The organism is Aerococcus sp. Group 1 (assembly GCF_000193205.1).
Taxonomy (GTDB): domain Bacteria; phylum Bacillota; class Bacilli; order Lactobacillales; family Aerococcaceae; genus Aerococcus; species Aerococcus urinae_A.
In genome coordinates, this window is the sequence record NC_015278.1 from 1,820,588 (window position 1) to 1,845,918 (window position 25,331).

A 25,331-nucleotide genomic window follows, 5' to 3' on the forward strand; every position below is an offset into this window, starting at 1 on the left:
TGATTTCATCTCATTGAGCAAGCGTTTTCTATTTTCCCTTGAGATAAAAACAAGACTTAACCACTTAAAATATAAAACGACTGGTCTTTAGTTAGTAGAAGAAACATGTTTGAGTTAATAAAAAAGAGGGCCTCTGCCCTCTTTTTCGCGCTTGTCGCACTCTATTCAAACGTGCTCACTGACAAAAGTGAACTCCGCTTCAGAAATATTTGGCAATCCTTTTCAAGGATTTCCGCATATTTCTTCCAGCCTTTCACTTTTTTGTCGTCAGCTCGCACTCTATTCTAATATGCGCGGGCAAACCAAACGGTGTGTTTTGCGGGCTTTCCGCTAACTAGATCGACGTTTTTTTCTACTGCTGGTTCAAAGGGGATATTCCGGGTAGTGAAGCCGGTTTCTTCTTTGACCTTGGCTTCTGTTTCTTCCGTGCCATCCCAGCCAGCAAGGACCCAGCCTGGATATTCACCCTTTTCTTCACAAGACTTGATATGTGCCTTTAATTGGTCTAGGGTGTCGATGTCGAAATGTTCATGGTCATGACGGAATTGATCTGCCTTGTCATAGAGACGTTTTTGCATGGTTTCCATTTCACTGGCAACCTTGTCGAGTAAGTCATCTAAGTTAACCGCTTCTTTGTCCTCTAAGTCACGCATCTTAATCATGCATTGGCCATTTTCCATATCCCGTGGACCAAATTCAATCCGTAGCGGAACCCCTTTCACTTCAGCTTCATTGTATTTGTAACCCGCTGAATTATTGGAATCATCTAAATAGGTTGAATAGCCGGCTGCTTGTAGGTCCTTTTCAATGGCTTCTAGGCGAGTAAGAACTTCAGGGTTCTTCTTCACATTGCCAACTGGAATCAAAGCAATTTGAATTGGCGCCATTTTTGGTGGGAAGACAACTCCCTTTTCGTCACCATGGGCCATAATCATGGTCCCGATCAAGCGGGTCGAGACGCCCCAAGAACTGGTATGGGCATAAACGTGTTGGTTTTCGGTATTAAGATACTTAATATCAAAGGCTTCGGCAAAATTGGTCCCCAAGTAATGTGAGGTCCCTGCTTGAACAGATTTGGTGTCTTTCACCATGGCCTCGATCGAATAGGTATCCACCCCACCAGCAAATTTTTCCGAAGGTGTTTTTTGACCAGCGTAAACGGGTAAGGCTAATAAGTCTTCGACGGTTTCTTGATATACCTTAAGGAAGTGCATAGTCCGTTCCCGGGCTTCCTCTTCGCTAGCGTAGGCACAGTGGCCTTCTTGCCAGAGAAATTCAGAGGTTCTTAAAAATGGTAGGGTCCGTTTCTCCCAGCGGAAGACATTGGCCCATTGGTTAAGTTCCATAGGTAAGTCACGGTAAGAGTTAATCCAGTCTGACATGGCATTACCAAAGAGGGTTTCTGAGGTTGGACGAAGGGCAACTGGTTCCTCTAATTCTTCATCACCAGCCCGGGTTACCCAGGGTAGTTCAGGGGCAAAGCCCTCAACATGGTCAGCTTCTTTCTTGAAGAAAGATTCTGGGATTAACATGGGGAAGTAGCAATTCTTTACCCCTGATGCTTTAAATTTCTTATCAAATTCGGTCTTAATTTTTTCCCATAAGGCATAGCCATTAGGTTTAAAGACCATGGTTCCACGAACAGGACCATAGGCAAATAAATCAGCCTTTTGAATACTTTGTAAATACCACTTAGAAAAATCATTTTCTTGTAAATGACTTGTTGTTTCTTTTGCCATTGTAATCTCCTTTTTCACTTTATCCGATAAAAAAAGCGAGTCCACCATCCCCTAAAAGGACGATATGACTCGCGGTACCACCTTTATTAAGCTTTTGCTTATCTCATTGGACGATAAGGGTGTCTCCCCTGCAAATGCTTGCACTTGCTAAGTCTTACTTAGTAGGTTCAATTGTGAGCGGGGTAGTTTTTTCAGCAGCCAAACTCTCTCTTAACCCTTCAACAATTTACTAGTCTAAACTAACTCCCATTGTGGCCGACTTGGGGCCTTTTGTCAATAGGAAAAAGCTCAATGCTTAGAGAAATACTGTCAAGAATGGTTTTTCGTTACAAAAACTTTTTCTATTTATCATTTTGTGATAATGTTTTTAAATTAATATTTTATATATATAATGAAAGAGACAGGTGTTTTCTTAGACAGCAAGCTAGCTTAAGCGCTTTTCAGCGTAATAAGCTACGATAACTTTTAAGGAAAGATTTTATTTTTTATGAAAGTTAATGAAAACGTGATATAATGAATTAGTAAACGGTTGCAAAAGAAAAACACCTTTGCTATATTAAGTCAGTAAATTTTTTCGAAGGAGTTTTATTATGGAGAAACAAAACGTGACAATCTATGATGTCGCCCACCAAGCAGGGGTATCCATGGCCACAGTTTCACGTGTCGTTAACGGAAATCCTAATGTGCGCCCTAAGACTAGAGAAAAAGTCATGAAAGTGATTAAAGAATTAAATTACCATCCTAACGTCATTGCCCGCGGTTTAGCCAGCAAGCGGACCCGCTATATCGGGGTACTCTTACCAGACATTACTAACCCTTATTACAGTTCTCTGGCTTTGGGGATCGATGATATTGCTAATATGTATGAATACAATATTATTTTAGCTAACGCCGACCCTGAGCATGACGCTGCTGGGGTGGAAAGCTTAATTATGAAGCAAGTCGACGGCATTATCTTTATCGGAAATAGCATTTCTCAAGAAGCCCGGCAAAAAATTTTCGCCGCTGGTCGTCCTTGCGTCTTCACTGATTTAGTCGATCCTGAAGCAACCATGCCTACGATTAATATAGACGTGGAAGATGCCTACTACCAAGTCACTAAAGATTTCTTAGCTAAGGGTAAGAAACGAATCGCCCTCGTTGGTAGTGACCAAGGCTTCAAAGTAAGCCAAAGCCGGCAATTACAAGGTTATGAAAAGGCCCTAACAGAAGCTGGACATGCCGTTAATGAAGACTTATTAATTGCGGCGAAGTCGCCTTCTTATGACTCAGGCTATGCCCTTTACGAGACTTTCTCTGAAATAGAAGCGGATGCTGCTATTGCTACCGATGATACCATCGCCATTGGCTTACTCAATGCCTTATTAGATAATGGTGTTAAGATCCCTGAAGAGGTCGAAATCATGGCTTCAGATAATTCTTCAATTGTCAACATGTCACGTCCAGAACTCTCCTCAATTGCCCCACCAATCTATGATATTGGTGCTGTTGCCATGCGGGCCTTGACCAAGTTAATGGAAAATGAAACGCTTGACACTGACCTGAAGCTTCCTTACCAAATCATAAAGGGAGGAACCACCAGTTAATCAAGCGGCTTAATTAGAAAGTAGGATGTCACTATGGAAAACGAAACAAAGGATTTAGTCCTTAATTGTCAAGACACACTTGTTGTCCATGAAATGCTAATTTTACCTGCCCATACTAACCCAGCTGGGAACCTCTATGGTGGGGAGTTACTCTATTTAATCGACAATGTGGCTAGTCTCGCTGCCCATAAGGCCACCCGCTGTTCTGGGGTAACAGCCTCCTTGGACAATATGAACTTCATTAGTCCCTTTAAATTAGGAGAAATTGTCCGCATTGAGTGTTATGTCACTGGGACTGGTCATCGCAGCTTGGAAGTCTTTGTCAAAGTGATTGGTGAAAACTATCAGGAAAACCGTAAATTCATTGGAGCAACCTCTTTCTTAACCTTTGTCGCTACTCCAAAAGAAGATGAAGAGTTTACCATGCCCAAAATTCAACCGGAAACCGATGAAGAACGCTACATCTGCGCTGGTTATGGCTCCCGTCGCAAGATCCGCCAAGAGCAACGCAAAGAGGATCAAATCATCCAAGAGAAAATGAAACACCATTTCCATTAAGCACAAGCGGCTTAATCTTTTAAAGTTGTCCAAAAAAGAGGTCAGAATTTTTCCTGACCTCTTTTTCTTTGAAGTTTTTGTAGAAATTATTTAGCGGCTTCAACTGCGGTTTTAATTTCATGAATTAAGTCCGCATCATCCAAGCCAGTGACATCTTGGATGACTTCTTCCAAGGGTTGTTTTTGTAATTTTTCTTGTAAGGCCACACTTTGGTCGTCTTGGGGATTATCAAAGTTAAAGGCTAGGCCAACCACTGTTAGCAGGTTGTTATAGTCTAAGCCACGTTCCTTTAATTCACGGATAGGACGGATAAAGCGTTCGTTATAACCCAACTTACGGATTGGTGTCCGACCTACCCGGTTGACTTGGTCAACAATCATTGGATTTTGGAAACGTTCAACAATTTTTTCCCGGTAAGCGGCCATATCTGCTTCCTTAAAGTTCCACTTGGCCATTAACAAGCTGCTGGTTTCTTTAAGGACTGCTTTCAAACGTTCTAAGATGGTGCCTTCTTCTAAGGCTTGGCCAATGGTTTGATAGCCCTTAGCTGCTCCAGAATAAGCCACAGAAGCATGTCCAGTATTGACCGAGAATAGCTTCCGTTCAATGTAAGGTTCCAGGTCATCCACATAAAGAACCCCGTCTAAGCGAATGTTCTTAGCTTTGGAGTGGGTTTGGTCAACCACCCATTCTTTGAAGGGTTCGACACTAACAAAGAGGGCATCCTCATGGTGTTGCTCAGGGACAATCCGGTCGACAGCTGCATTGGGAAAACCAACATAGCGATCAATATAGTCTTGATCTTGGTCGGTCAGGTATTTATCGACTTCTTGGTGTAAGAAATCGGTCCCTCCAATCATGTTTTCACAAGCAATGACATCAATAGGTTCGCTCACCCCAGCTTGGCGGCGTGCTTGTAAGCCTTGGGCAATTAATTCAGCAATATAGGGAAGGATATTAGGGCCAATCGCAGTGGTAATGATATTTGCTTCCTGAATGGCTTGAACCACGGCTTCAGGATTCTTTCCATTATTAATGGCTTTCACACCAGAAATATCAATTTTTTCTTCTCCTGGTGCCGCATAACCAATTTGGTAGGATCCTCGTTCATTCAAGGCATCCACGATCGTTTCATTCACATCCACAAAATCAACGGTAAAACCATTGGCGACTAATACTTCACCAATAAAACCACGTCCGATATTTCCCGCACCAAAATGTACAGCTTTCATTAAACTTCTGCCTCCTCAAAAATAGCAATAATTTCTTGGGCACTTGTTGCATTGACTAAGCGTACAACACTGTCCATATCTGAACATACAACTGCAATCTTGGATAAAAGATCCAAGTGTTCATTTCCAATCCCCGCAATGCCAAAAACCATCATAGCCATTTTTTCTTCTGGCTCATCGGGGGCAAAATCTACCCCGAATGGTACTTGGATAACCGAAATACCAGTTGCTTTTACCTTATCTTTACCTTCATCGGTGCCATGGGGAATGGCAATAAAATTCCCCATATGGGTTGAAACCACTTCTTCACGGGCTAACATGGAATCAATATATTCTTCTTCCACATCACCGTCATCAACAAGCAATTGCCCAGCTGCACGAATGGCATCTTCTTTATTAATAAAGGATTGATTCAAACGAATCATCGATTCTTTTAATTCCATTTCCTCACTCCTTTTATCTCCAGGAATACTCCTACATCATTTTTGCTTTTTTATAGACTGTCCATATTTTTTATGGTAGCCAGTAATATGTTATTCAATAACTGTTTCAAGTGTCCTTCATCGCCTCGATCATAGAGGGAGAGATTAGCATCATTTTCAATCACGGAACTCGATATTGCTCCCATCACTTCCTGTATCCAGGGAGTTAAGGGATTGGGGGCTAAGAGTAGTAGCAAACGTCTAAGGGTCATCATTTGGTGGTCCATGCCCAAAATAGGGTAACCCTCCGCCAAGTCATAAATGACAAAGTATGGCTCTAGGACCTCAACATGACTCGTATGGAAGAGTCCGATACTTGAATGCGGGATGCCGATAGCCGATTCTTTAAATCGCTGCATGACCGCCTCGCTGACCTGCTGGCTATTACCAACTTGCTGGCCTCTAAGTTGCCCTATTTGCTGGTCAAGTAAGGCTTTGAGATCAAGCTTAGCCTTTCCAGTATTATTGACCTTAATCACTTGAAAGCTTTGGTAGACTTGATAAGCCTCTTTGATCTTATGATAATAATTTTCTAAACTGAGCTCCTGATTATTTCTCGCTAAGCTTCTTACTTCCCCAGTCCGATTGTTAGCTCCTACCCGGTCCTTATTTTGAGCGATTTGCTCAATTTCTATTTCTAAGGCCTTTAATTCATCGTCTAAGAGCAAGGGGGAGACCAAGTGATAGTGACGGCTGAGCCCTGGTAAGAACAGGGTGGATAAGACGATATCATAGGAAGTTAGCGCAACTTGATTTAAGGCTGATAATTTCACCACATCAATCAATAGATTTTGTTTAATGTACTTTTTCAAACGGTTTTCCAGAATTTTTGTCGTTCCCATCCCACTCGCGCAAACCAAGAGCAAGGAAATTTGCTGGCGGCCTTGGGGGTGACGTTCCAGGGAAGTTGCAAAGTGAATAACAATATAGGCCAATTCATCACGGCCAATCTTCTGTCCCGGGAAGGCTTGAGAAAAGCTCGTCCTCACTGCCTGGTAAAGGTCAAAATATTGGTCAGTTATCCGGTCCAATAAGGTATGGGGAGATTCTTGAAATTCACTCACTTCCGGTCGGTTAAAGGTCGCCTGGATATGGGTGACTAAATTATAGTAAAGGGCTGAATCAGTGCGGAAATCGTTGGCCGTTTTTTCACTGACAACTTGGATAAGCTCGGAAACCTGATAGAGGAAGGTTCCATCGTAATTTTCAATCAACAAGTGTTCAAGCGGCTTGTAATTGACCCCTTCTAACTGCTGGGCCAAGAAATTCCGTTCATTAATACCAATCGGTAAGGCTAAAGCATTCGATATCCAAGTCATGATTTGCTGAGCTAACTGTTGTTCAGTTTTTCCGGGCCGGGAAAGGGCTAAGTGTTTGCTTTTTTCTTGCCCTCCATCTTCTAAATCCTGACCCGACTTTAAACGAAAAATAGTGACCGTGACTTGGAGCATAATCAGCTTCAACTGGTTATCCGTCACCTTAGCAAAGGTTGTCGGATTCAAACGATTAAAGATTTGCTGGACTAATTCCAAGTCTTCCCCTTCCAGTAAAGCCATAAAGGCTTGACTGTTTTGTCCGCCTTGGCGGTTGGGATGAAAGAAGGTATATTCGTCAATATTTTGACTTAAAAGTGAACTCAGCATTTGCCGGCGTTCGGCTTCCCAGCCCCTAACCAAATAATTCTTCCTATCATCACGAACTAGGTGGAGGTCATAATTCAATAGGGCCTCACCAACCGCCTTGAGGTCAGTTTGAATGGTGGCTGGGCTGACGCCATAACCCTCTGCCAGATCTTGCCTAGTCAATTCTGGGTTTTCTAGTAATAATTGGCAGGCTAGATGCTGCTGGCGTATCTCCCGGTCAAAGAAAGGCCAGGATGCTTGCCTTTGCTTTGGTCCAAGAATATCCATTAAATCATAAGCCGTAAAGTCCTTGGGGTAACGTAAGAAGTAACCCTTCTTGCGGTCACGACCGATTTCGATCCCAAACTTGTTCAAGGAAGCTGCTAAATTATTCAATTCCCGATAAACTGTACGCTGGCTGACTTGTAAGGACATCTTTAAACTTTCTAAGCTCACGCCATCGCCTTGCTCCATAAAGCACTGTAATATGACCCGTTCTCGTTCTGAAAAGTACATGGCCTAATCCTCTCTATAAAAGCTACTTTGCCTTAATAGTACACCATGAGACCAGCTAATGGAAAACTTTATCTGACTTAAGTCGCTTATTTATCAAAGGATGGCTAAAGGCCTTATTCTCCTAAGGATTGAATCAATGAATAGTAATTCCCTTCATCAATCAAACGGTCAAAATGAATGACTCTAGCCTTTTGGAAATGTTCCTTGGCTGTTTGATAGTCATCACTCTGTACGATCACCAAGATATTGTCTTGGTCCTTAATCTCTTCCAGTGCTTGAGCAGAAGCATGGATATTTTTATCAGGGGCTTTTTTGACAAGTAAATTTCTAAAGATGGAAGCGGCAATCGTCGTGCCACCAACACCAGGTCCTTGAAAGGCAAAGACGACCTTGTTAATACCAGCATAATCAGATGCTTGCGCTTGACTAGCGTCTTTATCAGCGGACTCACTAGCGCCATCAGATACTTCAGCTTCAACCGTTTCTACATCTTCGTCTAACATATCCGCTAAAATTTCATCATAGCGATCAGAATCCATAAAGTTATTCACCGAAATATGGGTGGAAGATGGCGCTTTCTTACGGGCTTGAGGGGTTAATTCTTGTTGGGTGATGACTAAGGTCTTCGCATCGTCACTCAGGTTATTAATGGCTGAGTTGGTCACGGGTTGAGTCAAGCCTAATTGTTTGGCTTTCTTTCTTAATAGGGAAGCCCCCATGGCACTTGACCCCATCCCAGCATCACAGGCAAAGATAATCCGGTCGATTTGGTTGACGTCTGGAACTTCATCTGAAGTCGCTTCAACATCAGCACTTTGACCTTTCGATTCAGCCTTGGCTTGAGAAACAGCTGCTTGTTGCTTAGCAAAGTTGTCTTCTTGGGAACGGTCGGTTTTTAGGATTAAAGCAGCAACCGCAAAGGATACCGCAGCAGCGGCAGCAACAGCTAGGAGCATAGGTAGATGGTCGCCACGAGCAGTTACCCCAAAAATAGCAAAAATGGAGCCTGGAGAAGCAGGTCCAGTTAAACCAACATTGAGGAGGACGTTAACAAAGGTCCCCGTTACCCCACCAGCGATAACCGCTAAGATTAAGAGAGGCTTGGTCATCACATAAGGGAAGTAAATCTCATGAATCCCACCAAGGAAGTGGATGATCATAGCTCCCCAACTGGAAGATTTGGCGCTACCCTTACCAAAAATGGCAAAGGCTAGTAAAACGCCCAGACCAGGGCCAGGGTTGGCTTCTAAGAGATAGAGTACCGATTTACCCACTTCAGCAACTTGGGCTGAACCTAGTGGTGTTAAGATCCCATGGTTGATAGCATTGTTTAAGAAGAGGATCTTAGCGGGCTCAATCAAGACATTGGCCAAAGGTAAGAAACCCAGTTCCATGATCTTATTGACGCCAATTTCCATCCATTCAGTTCCCCAACTCACCAGTGGTCCAACTGCAAAGAAACCGAGTAAGGCTAAGAAGAAGCCCAGAATCCCGCTAGAAAAGTTATTGACTAACATTTCAAAACCAGAAGGGATTTTTTCTTGGAAGGCTTGGTCAAATTTCTTAATGACCCAACCGGCAAAGGGGCCCATGGCCATAGCACCAATAAACATTGGCGTTTCGGGTGGCGCACCACCGATAACTCCCATCGTAGCAATGGTCGCAACAACAGCACCCCGCTGTTGGTAGACCAGGGCACCACCAGAATAAGCAATTAATAATGGCAAGAGATAACGTTGCATGGCTCCACCAACAGCATTTAAGCTTTCATTAGGTAGGTAACCCGTTGGAATGAAGAGCGCAGCAAAAATCCCCCAGGCTATAAAGGCACCGATATTAGGCATGACCATGCTAGAGAGATGGCGTCCCAATTTTTGGATACCTGCCTTCAAGCCGGAAGACTTGGCTTGTGACTGTTCCATAATATTTCCTCCTTCATCGAATCATTGTAATAAGTATTTACACCATTATTGTACAGAATATCTGTATACGCTTTCAATGGATTTGCCGGCTAGTTTTGGCAAAGTGCCCGCTGCCAAAATTTATGCCAAGATGCTTTAATCATCTCTCCCCCCTTTTCACCTATTCAACTTTGTGATTTTTTTGTTAAAGTGCCGGTTTTACTTTCAAAATCTACTTTTCCCACAGATTTATTTTCCTATCCGTGTTAAACTAGGGGTAAGATTTTTATCAACTTATATCTTTTATGGAGGTACAAAAATGAAAGTTTATATTTATGATGACGTCGAAACAGCCAGCCAAGCCGCTTTAAATTACTACCAAGAAGCCTTAGCTGATGGGCCTAAAGTCTTTGGCTTAGCTACCGGTTCGACACCAGAAAAACTCTACCAAGAAATCGTTGCTTCTGACTTAGACTTTACCGACAGTCTTTCCTTTAACTTGGATGAATATGTTGGCTTAGAAGCCAGCCACCCACAAAGCTATAATTACTTTATGCACAAACACCTCTTCAACGAAAAACCCTTCAAACATAACTATCTCTTAAATGGGGCCAACCCTAACGAAGAAGAGGAATGTTCACAATTTGAAAACTTGCTCCAAGAACATCCGATTGACCTACAATTACTCGGTATTGGACGCAACGGTCATATTGGTTTTAACGAACCCGGTTCTTCCTTCACCAGTAAGACCCGTAAAATTGAACTAACGGAATCAACTATCGAGGCTAACAGCCGTCTCTTTGACTCTCCTAGTGATGTCCCAACCGCAGCTTATAGTATGGGGATCGGTTCCATTTTAAACAGCAAAAACATCTTGCTCTTAGCCTTTGGTGAAGAAAAGGCAGCCGCTGTGAAAGCCATGGTGGAAGGTCCAGTGACTGAAGAAGTCCCAGCTAGCGCCCTCCAAAAACACCCTAATGTTGTTGTCATTCTGGACCAAGCAGCCGCTAGCCAACTAAGCGGTGAGGCAGATGCCTAAACCCATCCTCTACCTAGGTACCCAATATAAGGACCAAGCCCGTGGGCAACTAGCAGAGCTGAGTGACCGCTATCAAATTAAAGACAAAAACCAACTTGAAGCGAGTGACTACGCCCAAATCGAAATCTTTTTCGGTAGCGACTTAGATACCCTAAGAGCCATCTACCAAGGAGAAGACCGCCATTTAGCCTGGCTTCAATTAGATACCGCTGGAGCTGACTACTTGCCCCAAGAAGTTATGGCCGATCCCAAAGTAACGGTGACGACCGTTTCAGGAATCCATGCCCCTTCCATTGCTGAGAGTATTTATGGTTATCTCTTAGGGGTTTTCCACCAACTCTTTATCTACCATGACCAACAAGAAGAAAATAACTGGCACCGTTATGAGCATGTGAAGAATCTGGCAGGTAAAAAGGCACTCCTTTACGGGACTGGCCATTTAGCCAGTGAAATTGCCCGGATTGGCCAAGCTTTTGGTTTAAGCTGCTACGGAGTTAATACCTCGGGGAGACCGGTAGAACATTTCCAAAACACCTACACCCAAACGAGTGTGACCGAGCAGCTTGGCAAAATGGATATCATTATTAATACCCTTCCGGCAACATCAGAGACTGAAAATATCTTTAATCAGCACTTCTTTAAGCAGATGAAGATCAATAGCTATTTCATCAATGTGGGCCGTGGCAATGCTGTGGTAGAGGCTGACCTCCAAGCCGCCCTGGAAGAGGAAAAGATCGCCGGAGCCTATCTAGATGTCTTTCAAGAGGAACCCTTAGGAGAAGACAGTCCCCTATGGCAGACTAAAAATCTCTTAATCACACCCCATGCCTCTGGGCGGGTAGAACACTTCCGTGATGATATTTTTAAGATTTTCTATCAAAATTACCAAGCTTACCTAAGCGGTAACTATCCAAGTATCAACCGCCTAGATAAAAAAAACGGCTACTAAAACATTCGCCTCATAAAAAGCCACTTACCCCTTCCCTTCAAGGAAGCAGTAAGTGGCTTTTTTACATAGCTATTATTCATTAAATCTAAGATATTATTCATCAAATTTAAGCATATTTGGCATTCATTTGTTTTTCCCAACGGTTCAAGAACTTGGTTAAGGTAAAGGTCAAGATAAAGTAAATGACCATAGAAATCAACAATGGAATAATCCCTTGATAGGTAATGCTGGTAACCGCCCGGGTTTGGAAGGTTAATTCAGCAATACCGATAGTCGATACAATGGATGACTCCTTAATCAAGGTCACAAATTCATTCCCCAAAGCTGGCCAAATTGACCGTAAAGATTGTGGAAAGATAACCTTCTTCAGGGTGGTCAAACGGTCTAAACCAAGAGAACGTGCGGCTTCAGTTTGCTCCTTATCAACCGCTTGGATCCCCCCACGGATAATCTCACTAATATAAGCTCCCGAGTTTAAGGACACCGCAATCAAGGCTGAAAGCAAGGCAGGTACGTTAAATAATCCACCGATTCCTAAGAACATAAAGAGGACTTGGATCATTAAAGGCGTCCCCCGAATGAATTCAACATAGGCCATAGCAATACCGGATAAAATTTTGTTCTCAGTCAGACGCATAACAGCTAAGATAGCCCCTAGGGTTAAGCCAAAGACCACACTGACCGCTGAAATCAGCAGAGTCATTTTTATGCCGTTCCAGTAATAAGGCCAATAGGATAACCAGTCAACCCCTTGTTCAGCTTGTTCTTGACCTTCACTAATAATCAAATCATAAGATTCATCTAGCCATTGATCCATCAAACCTTGGTCTTTGACTTCTTGGACACTTTGGTTGATAGCGGCTTGTAGGTCAGGTTGGTTTTTGGGCATAACTACCCGTTTAGAGTTATCGTCTTCTAATTTAAAGTGACCATTGATCATTTCTAAGGCATCTTCATGGGCGCGAACGTGGGCACCACCCACACCAGAGTCGATAATAACTCCATCAATTTGCCCCGTAAGTAAGGCAGAGATTAAATCAGGGAGTTGTTGCATAGCATGCTTACCCACATGAGGCATTTGTTCATTGGCTAGCCCTTCTTGAATCGATCCTTGTTGGTAACCTACCGTCATATCGGGAGTGAAAGAATCTTTATCATGGATCTTTTCAGCATCATCTTTGCGGATAATAATGGCTTGTTCGTCATTTTGGTAACCATCAGAGAAGTCAACCGACTTAGCTCTTTCTTCAGTATACCCCATCCCAGAAATGATAATATCGATATTTCCCGCTTCCATGGAAGATAGGAGACTAGAGAATTCCATAGTCACAACATTTAATTTAACCCCGAGGTCATCGGCAATTTTTTGTCCTAATTCAATATCCGCTCCAGCCACGGTTTGTTGGCCGTCTTTCATGGTAATAAATTCAAAAGGTGGATAGTCAGGACTAACCCCCATTCGAAGTTCACCACGGTCTTTTATGCTTTGGAGGAGTGAATTCTCGCTAGGGGCCTGGCCCTTGTCTTCCTCACCATAGACTTGTGGGGCTAAGAGACCGGATAGGGTCGTTAGCATCAGTAAAACAGCTAAAAAGCAATGACTCAATTTCTTCATCAATGACATTTTTCATTCTTCCCTTCTTTTCTCTTATTTTGATAGTTTTTCAGACGTTCTTTCACTTGGGCAATATGTTCTTTGACCTGGTCTGGAGCTGGTCCACCAGCCACCTGACGGGCATAGACTCCATGTTTCAAATCAATGGCTTGGTAGATATCGGCTTCAAATAAATCATTAAAGGATTGGTACTCTTCTAAGGAGAGTTCCTCTAAAGTTTTATCCTTTTCATGACAATACTTTAAAATATCCCCAACTTGGCGATAAGCATCACGGAAGGGTAAGCCCTTAGCGCTCAGGTAGTCGGCACAGTCAGTGGCATTTAAATAACCCTTACCCGCGGCTTGGTACATGTTTTCCACCTGAGGATGGGTGGCATCCAAGATGGCTGGCAGTAAGTTAAGTAAGGCTTGGACTGTATCAATGGCATCGAAGAGCCTTTCCTTTTCTTCTTGTAAATCCTTATCATAGGCGAGTGGGATTCCCTTCATGATGGTTAAGACCGCCATCAAGTCGCCATAGACCCGGCCAGCCTTGCCCCGCATTAATTCATGGATATCCAAGTTCTTCTTCTGAGGCATAATCGATGACCCCGTAGAAAAGCGGTCATCCACTACAATCAATTGGAACTCTTGGCTGGCCCATAAGATCATTTCTTCACTATACCGGCTCAGGTGCATACTAATCAAGGCTAAGGCACTCAGTAACTCAATACTGTAGTCCCGGTCGGAAACCGCATCAATACTATTCCCAGCGTAGGCATCAAATCCTAATAAGGCTGTCGTTAACTGCCGATCCAAGGGGAAAGTGGTAGTGGCCAAGGCGCCTGCCCCTAAAGGCATGGAATGATTAATCCGTTTTTGAGCATCCATCAAACGCTCGTAGTCACGCATAAACATTTCCACATAGGCCATCAGGTAATGCCCATAAGTAACCGCTTGGGCTCTTTGCAAGTGGGTGTAGCCAGGCATGATAGTTTCTAGGTGTTGGCCTGCTTCCTGGCAAAAGGCCTCTACCACTTGGTCCAATTGATCTAATAATTCGTCGGCCGCTGTGCGCGCATAGATTTTCATGGCCGTGGCGACTTGGTCATTACGGCTCCGTCCAGTATGGACTTTCTTACCAATATCACCTAAGCGTTTGGTGAGTTCACTTTCAATAAAACTATGAATATCTTCTGAATTAGGATCAATAGTGAGTTCTCCTTGGGCATATTCTTTTTGCATATCCCCTAGACTTGCTACTAAAGCTTCCGCTTCTTCTTTAGCAATAATCCCTTGATGACCTAACATTTTGGCATGGGCTTGGCTAGCCTCAAGATCTGCAGGAAGCAACCGCAAGTCAATAGCCAAGGATTGATTTAACTGGTAGGCTGACTCAGCCATGGCTTGATGATAAGTATTCGACCAAAGTGCCATTTTAACACAACCTTTTCTAAAATTTTTGTTTTCAAGCCTTCCTCATCGACTTTATACTTTCGCTTGCATCTTATTCTCATATAAACGTAAAGCCATCGAAGTCACAAAAGTAAGGACAAAGTAACAACACATCGAGATAAATAGAGGAATCGTCCCCTGATAGGTTAAGCTGGTCACCGCCCGGGTTTGAAAGGTTAATTCCGCTACCCCAATCGTAGAAACAATGGAAGAATCCTTAATCAAGGTCGCCGCTTCATTCACTAAAGACGGCCAGACTGGACGTAAGGATTGCGGGAAGACGACCTTCTTCATGGTGGTCCAGTAATTGAGTCCCAAGGAACGAGCAGCTTCTACTTGCCCCCGGTCGACGGAAAGAATCCCGCCCCTAAATATTTCTGAAATATAGGCCGCAGCGTTTAGGGAAACTGCGATAATTCCTGATAGCAGGGAAGATAAGGAGAACAAAGCTCCAACACCCAAGAAAACGAAGAGAACTTGAACCATTAAAGGGGTTCCCCGAACAAACTCAACATAGGCACTGGCCAATTGAGGTAGGACAGGTAAGTTTGAAATTCTCATCAAGACGATGATCAAGCCCAGAATAATCCCAGCTAAAATGGCCACTACTGAAATCAACAAGGTGACTTTAATCCCATCATAGAAGTAAGGCCAGTAGCTCAACCAGTTCGACTTTTGACTTTGCCGGATCAAGTCATAGGATTCTTCCATCCATTGATCCATTTGTCCCGATTCCACACAGGCGTTCACCGTTTTATTAATTTCTGCTAAGAAGGTGGGTTGGTTATTAGGGATAGCCACCGACTTACCATCAGAGCTTACATCTAAACCAGAAGGAATAGCTAAAAGTTCCCCATGTTCAGCAGCAAAGGCCTTGGCTACCGATTCATCGAGGAGCACGGCATCCACCTGGTTAGCCATTAGGGCAGCGACAGCATCAGCCGACTTCCGCATGGCTACTTTTTCAGCACTGGTAACCCGTTCGGTCACCAAGGTATCTTGGAGGGTGTTATCGGAAACCCCAATCTTGCCACCTTGATCAAAGTAAGAAACATCTTTAATTTTATCTTGGTCTTGCTTTCTAATCACAAAATATTGCTGATCGGACTGGTAGACATCAGAGAAATCCACTTTTTTATCCCGCTCTTCGGTATAGGACATCCCGGAAATAATCATATCAACAGACCCGGTCTCCATGGCTGGAATCAGAGAGCCAAATTCCATATCGACAATTTCTAATTTCACCCCAAGATCGTCAGCAATTTGTTGGGCGAGGAAAACGTCCGTACCTACTAGGCGGTTTTGGCCATTTTCTAAGACTGTAAACTCAAAGGGAGCATAGCCACTCGCTGTACCAAAGCGAAGTACGCCGCGGTCCTTAATTTCCTGAAGTAGTTGATCGTCTTGGGCAACTTGCTTGCCCTCGTTTTCCTCTGCGTAAACACTGCTTGGACTAAGTAAGATTAAAAGAGTCAAAGCAAACAAACACAGCGCACTAAACATTTTCTTGCATTGATACATATAAATACCTCCCTTTATAATAACTAAACATCACTTCAATCAATGAATGGCTCATAAACAACAAAAAAGCCCACCTCCTAAGAGGCGGACTTCTTCCACGGTACCACTCTAATTTGCGAATAGCTTACTAACTATTGACAACTCTGTTTGGTAACGCAGACATCTGCGAGTTAATCTCAAAACTTCGACTAACTATCTCAGCAAGACGTTTCATTAGTCATCCTGGGAACCTTGCACCAAACGTTCATCGCTTTGCAGGAGTGAGTTAATTACTTATTTGCTTCATCGATTTCATAAATTAATGTTATTATAAAGGACATTCATTTATTGTCAATCTTTATTTTTATTTTTCCTAAAGTTTAATCCTAAAATGAAAAAGAAGCAAGCCCTTAGACAAAGATCGTCTTAATTTCTAAGTAGTCGGCAATTCCGTAAGGACCTTTTTCCCGACCGAGACCGGATTCTTTATAGCCACCAAATGGCGCCCTGGAAGACCCAGAAGCATGGTTAACGAAGACATTTCCTGTCCGTAATTGTTCAGCCATGGCTACCGCTTTCTCCTTAGGCCCAACCACATAACCGGATAGACCATAAGCCGAGTCATTAGCGATAGCAAGAGCCTCTTCTTCATCCTTATAGGTCAATACACATAAAACCGGGCCAAAAATTTCTTCTTGGGCAATGGTCATTTGATTATCTACCTGGGTAAAGACTGTAGGTTGAACATAGAAACCACTGTGGTCGATATCTTGACCACCTAAGAAAAGCTCAGCGCCTTCATCAATGCCCTTTTGAATATAGTCAAGGACGGTTTCTTTTTGTTGCGCCGACACCATCGGACCGACCATGGTTTCGCCCTCGCCGGGCATACCGATTTTGACGTGGTCTTGGTAATAAGATTCAATCAATTCCTTGAAGTCTTCCAGTTCAGCTTCAGGCACTAATAAGCGGGTAAAGGCGGAACAAGTTTGACCCTGGTTGTTTAAAATCGAATCCATAGACTTTTTAACCGCTAAGTCCTTATCCCCACCGGCTAAGTAGAGCATAACCGACTTGCCACCTAATTCAAGAATTAATTTCTTAATGTTTGGCGCAGCCTTTTCATAGAGACCTCGGCCAACTTCAGTAGACCCCGTAAAGGAAATCACCGCCACATCAGGGTGCCCCGCCAGGTAGTCACCGACTTCGCTCCCGGAACCAGTGACTAAGTTAAAGACGCCATGAGGAAGATCAGCTTCCTCAAAAACTTTGGCATAGACCAAGGCGGTCAAGGGCGTATTGGAAGCCGGTTTAACCACTACTGTATTTCCGGCAATGAGGGCTGGGGTGACCTTACGCTGAATTTGATTGAGTGGGTAATTCCAAGGAGTGATGCAAGCCACCACACCGAAACCTTCCTTAATAACCCGTGCCCCATCGATTTCTTCTTCAAAGTCAAAGTCTTTGGCCGAATCCATATATTCACGCATCTCTTTGATAGCCATAGGAATATGATTATCCTTAGCAAAATTGACCGAAGCCCCTAGTTCTAAGACCGTGGTCTTAACTAAAAGGTCAGCATATTTCTTCAAGCCGTCATAAACTTTCTCTAAATAGGTTAAACGTTGGTCCACACTTAAGGCATTCCAATCAGGAAAAGCTGCCTTAGCCGCGGCCACTGCTTGATCAACATCCTCCTGATTACTTTTTTGTACATGATTGATGACTTCTTCTGTCGCCGGATTAATGACTGGCATTAATTCTTGGCTTGACGATGCTATCCATTCTCCATTGATAAAATTCCGATAGTTCTCCATAATCATCACCTCGTTCTTATTATCTAAAAAAATCCCAAAAGACTCAAGCAAGAAGAAATGACCGTAATGGACTTATTCATTAATTAAAAGGAATTTCATTTTAAGACATATCACCTAAAGCGCTATCATGGTACAATAACCCTATAAATATAAAATAAGGAGTGAGAAAAATGAATGAAACCGCTGAGAAAAAACAGCGTTTCCAAACGCCACACACTTACGTCATTATTTTTGGTATTGTTCTCGTGGCCTGGTTACTAACATTCATCGTTCCGGCTGGTAAATATACCACCGAAGTTTTGGAATATGAAGGAGCCAATGGGGAAACCCAAACCCGGACCGTTCTCCAACAAGATTCCTTCCGTTACATGCATCCCTTAAAGGAGGATGTTTTAAGGGACAACTTGGAAGACCTGGTCCAAGAACCCGCTAAAATGCAAGAACTAGAAGTTGACCAGGAGGATTTATCCCAGCTTCTAGAAAAGTCAGAACCCTTGACCCTGGGGCAGTTAGAAGAGATCGACTTAGAAGAATCCGAACTCTATGCCATGTATGGGGACAGTATCTACGACACCAGTAAAAATTTAAATAAAACCGCTGGCCTATGGGGAACCCAGGACCACTATGGCTTCGGGGTGTTAAACTATATCTTTGAAGGGATTGTTACCGGAGACCGCTATGGTTCCGCCATCGGGATTGTGGCCCTCCTCTTAGTCGTTGGGGGTTCTTTTGGAATTATTATGCGGACTGGGGCTATTGATGCCGGGATTTATGCCTTTGTCAATAGCGCCAAAGGAATGGAACACTTGGCCATTCCCCTGCTCTTCTTCCTCTTTTCCTTTGCCGGAGCAACCTTTGGGGCCTCTGAACAGGTTATTCCCTTTGTGATGATTATTGCTCCCTTTATGATTGCCCTGGGCTATGACTCCATTACAGCCGTGACCGTTACCTTTGCTGCTTCACAGATTGGTAACGCTTGTTCCTGGATGAGTCCCTTCTCCATCGCCATTGCTCAAGGGATCGCTGGGCTTCCGGCCCTGTCAGGGGCTGGCTTTAGGATTGTGATGTGGGTAATTATTACCACCCTCTCCTGCGGCTTTACCATGGTCTACGCGAAGCGAATTCGTAAGGCTCCACAATTATCACCCTCTTATGAATCAGACGCCTACTTCCGGACCGATTTAGCCAAGCAAGAGAACGTCAGCCATGAATTTACCCTGGGCCACAAACTGATCTTATTAGAAATGTTACTGGGCCTGGTATGGATTGTTTGGGGTGTGATGAGTCAAGGCTTTTCCATTCCTGAATTAGCTTCCCAATTCTTTGTTATGGGCTTAGTATCAGGAATTACCGCCCTAATCTTTAGAATTGACGGCATAACCGTTAATGATATTGCCTTTGCCTTTAAAGATGGGGTCTCTGACCTGGCGCCTACCGCTGTAGTTGTGGGGATGGCCAAGGGGATTTTACTGGTCTTAGGAGGATCAGACGCGGGGACCTTCTCCGCCTTAAATACCATTCTCTATGGCGTCGGTAACCTGTTATCTGGTATTCCTAACGTTCTAGGCGCTTGGTTCATGTATATCTTCCAATCCTGTTTCAACTTAGTGGTGACCTCCAACTCTGGCCAAGCTGCCCTTACCATGCCAATTATGGCTCCACTGGCGGATATTATCGGAGTCAGTCGTCAAGTTGCCGTCTTGGCCTTCCAATTAGGGTCCGGTTTTGTGGACGCCTTCACACCAGTTTCTGCTAGCCTGGTGGGTTGCTTAGCAGTCGCTCGGATCGATTGGGCAGATTGGGCTAAGTTCCAAATTAAAATGCAGGGTTTCCTCTTTGTTTTAGGGAGCATTGCCATTATTATTGCCATTAGTATCGGTTACAGTTAGAAAGTTGGGAAAGTATGAAATTAATCAAACAAGTCACTGTTTACGCCCCTGAAAAATTAGGGGTTAAAGATATCTTAATGGATAGTTCCAAAATTATTGCCATTGAGGACCACATCACTATTGATAGTAATGCGATCGACATTGAAGTGATCGACGGTCAAGGCAAAATCGCTACCCCTGGTTTCATTGATAGCCACTTCCACCTCCTAGGAGGCGGTGGTGAGAATGGTTTTCAGAACCGGACACCAGAAGTCCAATTGAGTCAACTAACCACGGCTGGAGTAACTACTGCCTGTGGCTTATTGGGGACTGATGGGGTCGCACGCGATGAAATGGCTCTATTAGCCAAGGCTCGTGGTTTAGAAGCAGAGGGCATCTCTACTTATATCTATGTCGGAAACTACCGTCTCCCGGCAACCACCCTCACCGGATCCATCATCAAAGACATTATGGCCATTGACAAGGTGATTGGCATTGGTGAAATTGCTATTTCCGACCACCGCAATGGGGCACCAACCTTTGAACAATTTGCCCATGCCGCAGCCGATACCCGGACTGGTGGTTTATTAGCAGGTAAGGCCGGCGTGGTCAACTGCCATGTGGGACCCAACAAGGGCCGACTAGAATTCCTCTTTAAGGCCTTAGATGAAACCGATATTCCAGTCACCACCTTCCTGCCGACCCACTGTGGCCGGAGCCAGGAACTGGTTGACGAAGCCATTGCCTTCGCCAAACGTGGTGGAACCTTTGACATTACGGGTAGTGAAGACCCTGATATGACCTATGAAAAAGACGGGGAAATTCCTTTTAGAACGGTTCTCAAACAAGTCCTTGACCAAGGCTTAGATGAATCCTGCATTACCATGAGTTCTGATGGTCAGGGGAGTCTGCCTCGCTTCGATGAAGAAGGCAACTTCCTCCGTATTGGTGTGGGCAGTGCTAAGTCACTCTTGGTCGGTATTCAAGAAGCTGTTCAAAGAGAAAATATTGCCCTTGAAAAGGCCCTCCCAGCAGTCACCTCTAACGTTGCCCGTATCCTAAAACTTAACCATAAGGGCCGGTTAGAAGTGGGACGGGATGCGGATATCCTGCTCTTAGATGAAGACAGTCTAGCCATCGATACCGTGATTGCCATGTCAGAAATAATGATTAAAAACAAAGAAATCATTAAATACGGTACCTTCGAAAATGCCTAAAGAAGGCCGAATTAAAAGAGCCTGGGACCTATGTCCCAGGCTCTTTTTACTTAGGCTTACTCTTTAACATCCTTTAACTTTTCATAACTGGCCTTATCGACCCGAACGCGCATGGAAATATTGGGGTTAACAATCTGACAAGATTCTAAATGAGCGGAAAAGGTCATGAACATGCCAACTTTATTATAGGATAAGCCGGTTTGAGCCATGAGAAATTCTGCCATCCGGTCATTGGCTTGGACAACTGCCGTTTCAAAGTCTTCACCGACGCCATAAGAATAATAAGCCTGGTCCGTTTCCACAAAAGGCGTTGGGCAAGGGAAGGACTCGAGGACTTCAACGGTTAGGTCAACCGAGCCACCGATCTCAACACCACTGCCCCAAATCTCGCCATCACCCATGGCAGCATGCATGTCACCTAAAGCCAGGAGCGCTCCTTCGACCTCCACAGGCAAGTAAACCACAGAGCCTTCGTTTATTTGATTGTTATCCATATTGCCACCATGTAAGTCAGGCAATCCAGTAGCCACCGCTTCGTCCTTGGGTGCTGTTCCGATCACACCAATCATCTTATGAACCGGGAAAGTTGCTCCGTAATAGTCAAAGGTCTTTTGGTCTTCACTGACCTTACAGATGGCTGTCTCTTCTTCAGTAATTTCCTTGGAGAAATATTTGTTGAGCCCTGGAGAAGTCATAATGGCTCCTTGGGGATCTAAATCAATGCTATGAATAGTCACTTTCAGCACATTGCCTGGTTGAGCGCCTTCCACATAAATCGGACCAGTTGCTGGATTAATTTCATTAAAATCAATCCCAGAAATTAAGTCCTTTTCATCCTGGACACTGCCCTTGAAGCAATCCCAGACATCAACCTGCAAACGCTGGCCACTAGCTACCTTAGCAATGGGTTCATGGTTCTTGTCCATAGAGAACACATAGTGATCTTTTGTAATATGCATAAGCCTACCTCCATTATGTCTATTTAAGATTTTATATAGACCTATCATCTCATATTGCTTATAAATAGTAAACGTTTTCAATGGCATGTTAGAGGATAACTGGAGCAGGAAAAAGAAATTATTTAAAAATAACCAACTAGACTAATCCCAAACGTGCATAAATTTCATCCACTCGGCGCAAGTGATAAGCCGGATCAAAGGCATCATCAATGGCCGCTTGGTCAAGAGACTGGCGAATTTTCGTATTATTTTCGACTAAGCCTTTAAAATCAAGACCTTGGTCCCAAGACTTAGCGGTTAGGGGTTGGACTAAATCATAGGCCGCCTCCCTAGAAAGACCTGCATCAATTAATTTTAACAACACCCGTTGGGAGAAAATCAAATTGTGGGTGGCCTGCATATTGCGCTTCATGTTTTCTGGAAAGACCGTCAGATTAGCTAAAAGATTACCGAAGCGATGGAGGATATAGTCCACTAAGATGGTGGTATCGGGTAAAATAATCCGCTCGGCTGAGGAATGGGAAATATCCCGTTCATGCCAGAGACTGACATCTTCCATAGCAGTCACCACGTGCCCACGCACTACCCGGGCCAAACCAGTGACATTCTCGCTACCAATGGGGTTGCGCTTATGGGGCATGGCGCTGGAACCCTTCTGTCCCGCAGCAAAGTATTCTTCCACTTCTCTGACCTCTGACTTTTGTAAGTGGCGGATTTCAGTCGCCATATTTTCCACTCCGGTAGCAATTAGGGCTAAGACTGAAATATATTCTGCATGCAAGTCACGTGGCAAGACCTGGGTCGAAATCTCTTGGGCACGAATCCCTAAATGTTCACAAACATAGGCTTCCACTTGGGTGGGAACATTAGCAAAAGTCCCCACTGCACCAGAAATTTTTCCCGCTTCGACGCCCTTAGCCGCATGTTCAAAACGTTCACGATGACGTTTAAATTCACTATACCAACGGGCCACTTTTAAACCAAAAGTTGTTGGCTCAGCATGGACCCCATGAGTCCGTCCCATGCAGAGGGTATTTTTATATTTGAGCGCTTGTTTTTTAAGAATCGCTAAGAAATCATCTAAGTCTTGGCGGAGGAGGTCATTCACTTGCTTTAATTGGTAACCATAAGCTGTATCCACCACATCGGTCGAGGTCAGGCCATAATGGACCCATTTCTTCTCCTCGCCCAATGACTCCGAAACACAGCGGGTAAAAGCCACCACATCATGCTTGGTCTCAGCTTCAATCGCTAAAATACGGTTGACATCGAACTTGGCCCGCTGACGAATTGCTTGGGCATCCTCTTGGGGGATTTCTCCTAATTCAGCCCAAGCTTCAACAGCTAAAATTTCCACTTCCAACCACGATTGGTACTTGTTCTCATCCGACCACAATTGTCCCATTTCTGGACGGGTATAGCGATTAATCATCTGCTTTGACTCCTTTTCTGGCAGTTTCTTCTGCCTTGTGCTTCTTGCCTTCTGGTGCGCCTGTCGCACTCTGTTTAAACCTGCTCCAGTCACAGGACGAACGTCCATTTCACACAGGGTGTGAGACTTGGCGCCTAGGCTTGGATGATTGGAGCAAGTCAGAATAAAAGCGAAATATCCGCTTGTTTCTGACTTGTGAAATCACTCCAAGTCTGCTAAGTCAAACCCAACTAAAAACTGTCAACGCTCAGGCTAGCTAAGCTTATGATAGTTTTCTCCAATGGTTTCGTCCTTCGTTGTGACTGTCGCACTCTTACTTTATAAATGTATGCTATTTTTTAGGGCAAGCAAGGACTTTTTTATTATTAAAAAGGTCAGAGCCTAAAAAAGGTTTTCTTCAAAAAAATTGCGGTATAATATTTTGGGTGTTAAACCACAAGCTTACATGAAGAAGACACTATTAAGTTCGAATAGACAAAGGAGAAGTCATATGCCATCAGTTGTTGTTGTAGGTACTCAATGGGGCGACGAAGGGAAAGGTAAAATCACCGATTATCTCAGTAGCCAAGCCGATATTATTGCCCGTTACCAAGGCGGAGATAATGCTGGCCACACGATCCAATTCAACCAGCAAACTTTTAAGCTCCACCTCGTTCCCTCAGGAATTTTTTCAGAAGATAAGCTGAGTGTGATCGGAAATGGCGTGGTTGTTAACCCTAAATCTTTACTTGAAGAATTGGCCTATTTGCGCCAAGCAGGAATCTCTTGTGAAAACCTCCGCATCTCTGAACGGGCCCAAGTGATCTTGCCCTACCATCAACTGATCGACCGCTTGGATGAAGAACGTAAAGGCGACAATAAGATCGGTACTACCCAAAAAGGGATTGGCCCTGCCTATATGGATAAGATTGCTCGTAATGGTATCCGGATGGCTGACCTCATTGACCCTGAAACTTTCGCGGAAAGGTTATCTGTACAAATTCAAGTCAAGAACGAACTCCTAACCAAGGTATATGACGAAGAGCCATTAGACTACGACACCATCTACCAGGAATATCTAGCATATGGCCAAAAACTGAAAAAATATGTCACTGATACTTCCTTATTGATGAATGATGCCTATGACCAAGGGGAAAACATTCTTTTTGAGGGGGCCCAAGGGGTCTTACTGGATATTGATCATGGGACCTATCCCTTCGTGACTTCCTCTAACCCCATTGCCGGTGGTGCTACAGTCGGTTGTGGGATTGGTCCAAGCAAAATCAATACGGTTATCGGAGTAATGAAGGCCTATACCTCTCGGGTAGGTGACGGTCCCTTCCCAACCGAATTGCATGATGCTATTGGGGACCGCATCCGTGAAGTTGGCCATGAATATGGTACCACTACTGGACGTCCACGCCGGGTAGGTTGGTTCGACGGGGTGGTGACGGCCCATGCTCGCCGGGTTTCTGGTTTAACCAAGCTTTCCTTGAACTGTTTAGACGTCTTAACTGGCCTAGATGAAATCAAGGTCTGTGTAGGCTACCAAACCCCTAATGGTCAAGTATCCAAATCCTACCCCGCTAACTTGCGCTACCTGGCTCAATGTCAACCCATCTATGAAAGTTTACCTGGCTGGAAAGAAGACATAACTAGCTGTCAAGACTTCGACCAACTTCCCGAAAATGCTAAAGCTTATGTCCGTCGCATCAGTGAAATCGTAGGGGCCCCCATTGCCACAGTGTCAGTGGGACCTGACCGAACCCAAACCTTAATCTTAGATAATATTTGGTAAAAATGATAAAGAGAAAAAGTAAGCTCTGACTGAGGAAGATCTCCTTAATCTGAGCTTACTTTTTTGTGAAAAAGCGCTTGGGAAAA

At 44.0% G+C, this 25,331-nt stretch carries 18 protein-coding genes; 7 read left to right on the forward strand and 11 right to left on the reverse strand.

Going from position 1 to position 25,331, the window contains the following annotated elements; translation table 11 throughout:
* Positions 1–284: 284 nt before the first annotated feature.
* Positions 285–1,739 (reverse strand): proline--tRNA ligase, encoded by a 1,455-nt coding sequence (gene proS, locus HMPREF9243_RS08505; RefSeq protein WP_013668899.1) that lies wholly within the window; start codon positions 1,737–1,739, stop codon positions 285–287.
* 590 nt (positions 1,740–2,329) lie between these two features.
* Between proS and HMPREF9243_RS08510 the strand changes: the two genes are divergently transcribed.
* Both HMPREF9243_RS08510 and HMPREF9243_RS08515 read left to right on the forward strand, forming a co-directional pair.
* Positions 2,330–3,325 carry a substrate-binding domain-containing protein gene (locus tag HMPREF9243_RS08510; protein ID WP_013669386.1) on the forward strand — a complete coding sequence of 332 codons (996 nt, stop codon included), beginning with the start codon at positions 2,330–2,332 and terminating at the stop codon, positions 3,323–3,325.
* A gap of 33 nt (positions 3,326–3,358) precedes the next feature.
* Positions 3,359–3,883, forward strand: coding sequence for an acyl-CoA thioesterase (locus HMPREF9243_RS08515; protein ID WP_013668718.1), 525 nt, complete (start codon positions 3,359–3,361; stop codon positions 3,881–3,883).
* Positions 3,884–3,969: 86 nt separating this feature from the next.
* On the opposite strand, the gene HMPREF9243_RS08520 is transcribed toward HMPREF9243_RS08515, so the two are convergent.
* The 4 genes from HMPREF9243_RS08520 to HMPREF9243_RS08535 form a co-directional block, all read right to left on the reverse strand.
* Positions 3,970–5,115, reverse strand: coding sequence for a mannitol-1-phosphate 5-dehydrogenase (locus tag HMPREF9243_RS08520; RefSeq protein WP_013670019.1), 1,146 nt, complete (start codon positions 5,113–5,115; stop codon positions 3,970–3,972).
* Complete coding sequence (locus HMPREF9243_RS08525; RefSeq protein WP_013669286.1) at positions 5,115–5,558, reverse strand: PTS sugar transporter subunit IIA; 444 nt, start codon at positions 5,556–5,558, stop codon at positions 5,115–5,117. The genes HMPREF9243_RS08520 and HMPREF9243_RS08525 overlap by 1 nt, the downstream gene beginning before the upstream one ends.
* Positions 5,559–5,608: 50 nt before the next feature.
* The gene (locus tag HMPREF9243_RS08530) at positions 5,609–7,735 is read right to left on the reverse strand and encodes a transcription antiterminator (RefSeq protein WP_013668760.1); all 2,127 of its coding nucleotides are present in this window, start codon (positions 7,733–7,735) and stop codon (positions 5,609–5,611) included.
* A 113-nt stretch (positions 7,736–7,848) separates the two neighbouring features.
* Positions 7,849–9,657, reverse strand: coding sequence for a PTS mannitol transporter subunit IICBA (locus tag HMPREF9243_RS08535; RefSeq protein ID WP_013669511.1), 1,809 nt, complete (start codon positions 9,655–9,657; stop codon positions 7,849–7,851).
* Positions 9,658–9,955: 298 nt separating this feature from the next.
* Here HMPREF9243_RS08535 and nagB point away from each other — a divergent pair, with 298 nt between their 5' ends.
* Entirely contained in the window at positions 9,956–10,675 is a 720-nt protein-coding gene (gene nagB, locus HMPREF9243_RS08540) for a glucosamine-6-phosphate deaminase (RefSeq protein WP_013669058.1), read from the forward strand.
* On the forward strand, positions 10,668–11,624 hold the full coding sequence (locus HMPREF9243_RS08545; protein WP_013669553.1) for an NAD(P)-dependent oxidoreductase: 957 nt from the start codon (positions 10,668–10,670) through the stop codon (positions 11,622–11,624). The genes nagB and HMPREF9243_RS08545 overlap by 8 nt, the downstream gene beginning before the upstream one ends.
* 106 nt (positions 11,625–11,730) lie before the next feature.
* Here HMPREF9243_RS08545 and HMPREF9243_RS08550 read toward each other — a convergent pair whose 3' ends face one another.
* The 4 genes from HMPREF9243_RS08550 to HMPREF9243_RS08565 form a co-directional block, all read right to left on the reverse strand.
* A complete protein-coding gene (locus tag HMPREF9243_RS08550; RefSeq protein WP_013668762.1) occupies positions 11,731–13,248 on the reverse strand; it encodes an ABC transporter substrate-binding protein/permease in 1,518 nt (505 codons plus the stop codon).
* The gene (gene argH / locus HMPREF9243_RS08555) at positions 13,239–14,657 is read right to left on the reverse strand and encodes an argininosuccinate lyase (RefSeq protein ID WP_013669084.1); all 1,419 of its coding nucleotides are present in this window, start codon (positions 14,655–14,657) and stop codon (positions 13,239–13,241) included. The genes HMPREF9243_RS08550 and argH overlap by 10 nt, the downstream gene beginning before the upstream one ends.
* A 51-nt stretch (positions 14,658–14,708) precedes the next feature.
* Positions 14,709–16,196, reverse strand: a complete 1,488-nt coding sequence (locus HMPREF9243_RS08560) for an ABC transporter substrate-binding protein/permease (RefSeq protein WP_013668907.1) — start codon at positions 16,194–16,196, stop codon at positions 14,709–14,711.
* A 389-nt stretch (positions 16,197–16,585) separates the two neighbouring features.
* Entirely contained in the window at positions 16,586–17,992 is a 1,407-nt protein-coding gene (locus tag HMPREF9243_RS08565) for an aldehyde dehydrogenase family protein (protein WP_013669866.1), read from the reverse strand.
* 161 nt (positions 17,993–18,153) lie between these two features.
* On the opposite strand from HMPREF9243_RS08565, the gene yfcC reads away from it, so the two are divergent.
* Both yfcC and iadA read left to right on the forward strand, forming a co-directional pair.
* Positions 18,154–19,881 carry a putative basic amino acid antiporter YfcC gene (gene yfcC / locus HMPREF9243_RS08570; RefSeq protein WP_041706256.1) on the forward strand — a complete coding sequence of 576 codons (1,728 nt, stop codon included), beginning with the start codon at positions 18,154–18,156 and terminating at the stop codon, positions 19,879–19,881.
* Between the two features lie 14 nt (positions 19,882–19,895).
* Positions 19,896–21,077, forward strand: a complete 1,182-nt coding sequence (gene iadA / locus HMPREF9243_RS08575) for a beta-aspartyl-peptidase (protein WP_013669942.1) — start codon at positions 19,896–19,898, stop codon at positions 21,075–21,077.
* 56 nt (positions 21,078–21,133) lie between these two features.
* Here the strand turns inward: iadA and HMPREF9243_RS08580 are convergent, their stop codons facing one another.
* Entirely contained in the window at positions 21,134–22,036 is a 903-nt protein-coding gene (locus HMPREF9243_RS08580) for an acetamidase/formamidase family protein (protein WP_013670098.1), read from the reverse strand.
* 136 nt (positions 22,037–22,172) lie between these two features.
* Positions 22,173–23,468: an adenylosuccinate lyase gene (gene purB, locus HMPREF9243_RS08585; protein WP_013668513.1), complete on the reverse strand. Its 1,296-nt coding sequence runs from the start codon at positions 23,466–23,468 to the stop codon at positions 22,173–22,175.
* Between the two features lie 490 nt (positions 23,469–23,958).
* Here purB and HMPREF9243_RS08590 point away from each other — a divergent pair, with 490 nt between their 5' ends.
* On the forward strand, positions 23,959–25,245 hold the full coding sequence (locus HMPREF9243_RS08590) for an adenylosuccinate synthase (protein WP_013669583.1): 1,287 nt from the start codon (positions 23,959–23,961) through the stop codon (positions 25,243–25,245).
* The last annotated feature ends 86 nt before the right edge of the window (positions 25,246–25,331 follow it).

Bases quoted from the DNA above. Each gene is read 5' to 3' on its own strand.
- proS (WP_013668899.1), bottom strand. From the start codon at position 1,739: ATGGCAAAAGAAACAACAAGTCATTTACAAGAAAATGATTTTTCTAAG.
- HMPREF9243_RS08510 (WP_013669386.1), top strand. From the start codon at position 2,330: ATGGAGAAACAAAACGTGACAATCTATGATGTCGCCCACCAAGCAGGG.
- HMPREF9243_RS08515 (WP_013668718.1), top strand. From the start codon at position 3,359: ATGGAAAACGAAACAAAGGATTTAGTCCTTAATTGTCAAGACACACTT.
- HMPREF9243_RS08520 (WP_013670019.1), bottom strand. From the start codon at position 5,115: ATGAAAGCTGTACATTTTGGTGCGGGAAATATCGGACGTGGTTTTATT.
- HMPREF9243_RS08525 (WP_013669286.1), bottom strand. From the start codon at position 5,558: ATGGAATTAAAAGAATCGATGATTCGTTTGAATCAATCCTTTATTAAT.
- HMPREF9243_RS08530 (WP_013668760.1), bottom strand. From the start codon at position 7,735: ATGTACTTTTCAGAACGAGAACGGGTCATATTACAGTGCTTTATGGAG.
- HMPREF9243_RS08535 (WP_013669511.1), bottom strand. From the start codon at position 9,657: ATGGAACAGTCACAAGCCAAGTCTTCCGGCTTGAAGGCAGGTATCCAA.
- nagB (WP_013669058.1), top strand. From the start codon at position 9,956: ATGAAAGTTTATATTTATGATGACGTCGAAACAGCCAGCCAAGCCGCT.
- HMPREF9243_RS08545 (WP_013669553.1), top strand. From the start codon at position 10,668: ATGCCTAAACCCATCCTCTACCTAGGTACCCAATATAAGGACCAAGCC.
- HMPREF9243_RS08550 (WP_013668762.1), bottom strand. From the start codon at position 13,248: ATGTCATTGATGAAGAAATTGAGTCATTGCTTTTTAGCTGTTTTACTG.
- argH (WP_013669084.1), bottom strand. From the start codon at position 14,657: ATGGCACTTTGGTCGAATACTTATCATCAAGCCATGGCTGAGTCAGCC.
- HMPREF9243_RS08560 (WP_013668907.1), bottom strand. From the start codon at position 16,196: ATGTATCAATGCAAGAAAATGTTTAGTGCGCTGTGTTTGTTTGCTTTG.
- HMPREF9243_RS08565 (WP_013669866.1), bottom strand. From the start codon at position 17,992: ATGGAGAACTATCGGAATTTTATCAATGGAGAATGGATAGCATCGTCA.
- iadA (WP_013669942.1), top strand. From the start codon at position 19,896: ATGAAATTAATCAAACAAGTCACTGTTTACGCCCCTGAAAAATTAGGG.
- HMPREF9243_RS08580 (WP_013670098.1), bottom strand. From the start codon at position 22,036: ATGCATATTACAAAAGATCACTATGTGTTCTCTATGGACAAGAACCAT.
- purB (WP_013668513.1), bottom strand. From the start codon at position 23,468: ATGATTAATCGCTATACCCGTCCAGAAATGGGACAATTGTGGTCGGAT.
- HMPREF9243_RS08590 (WP_013669583.1), top strand. From the start codon at position 23,959: ATGCCATCAGTTGTTGTTGTAGGTACTCAATGGGGCGACGAAGGGAAA.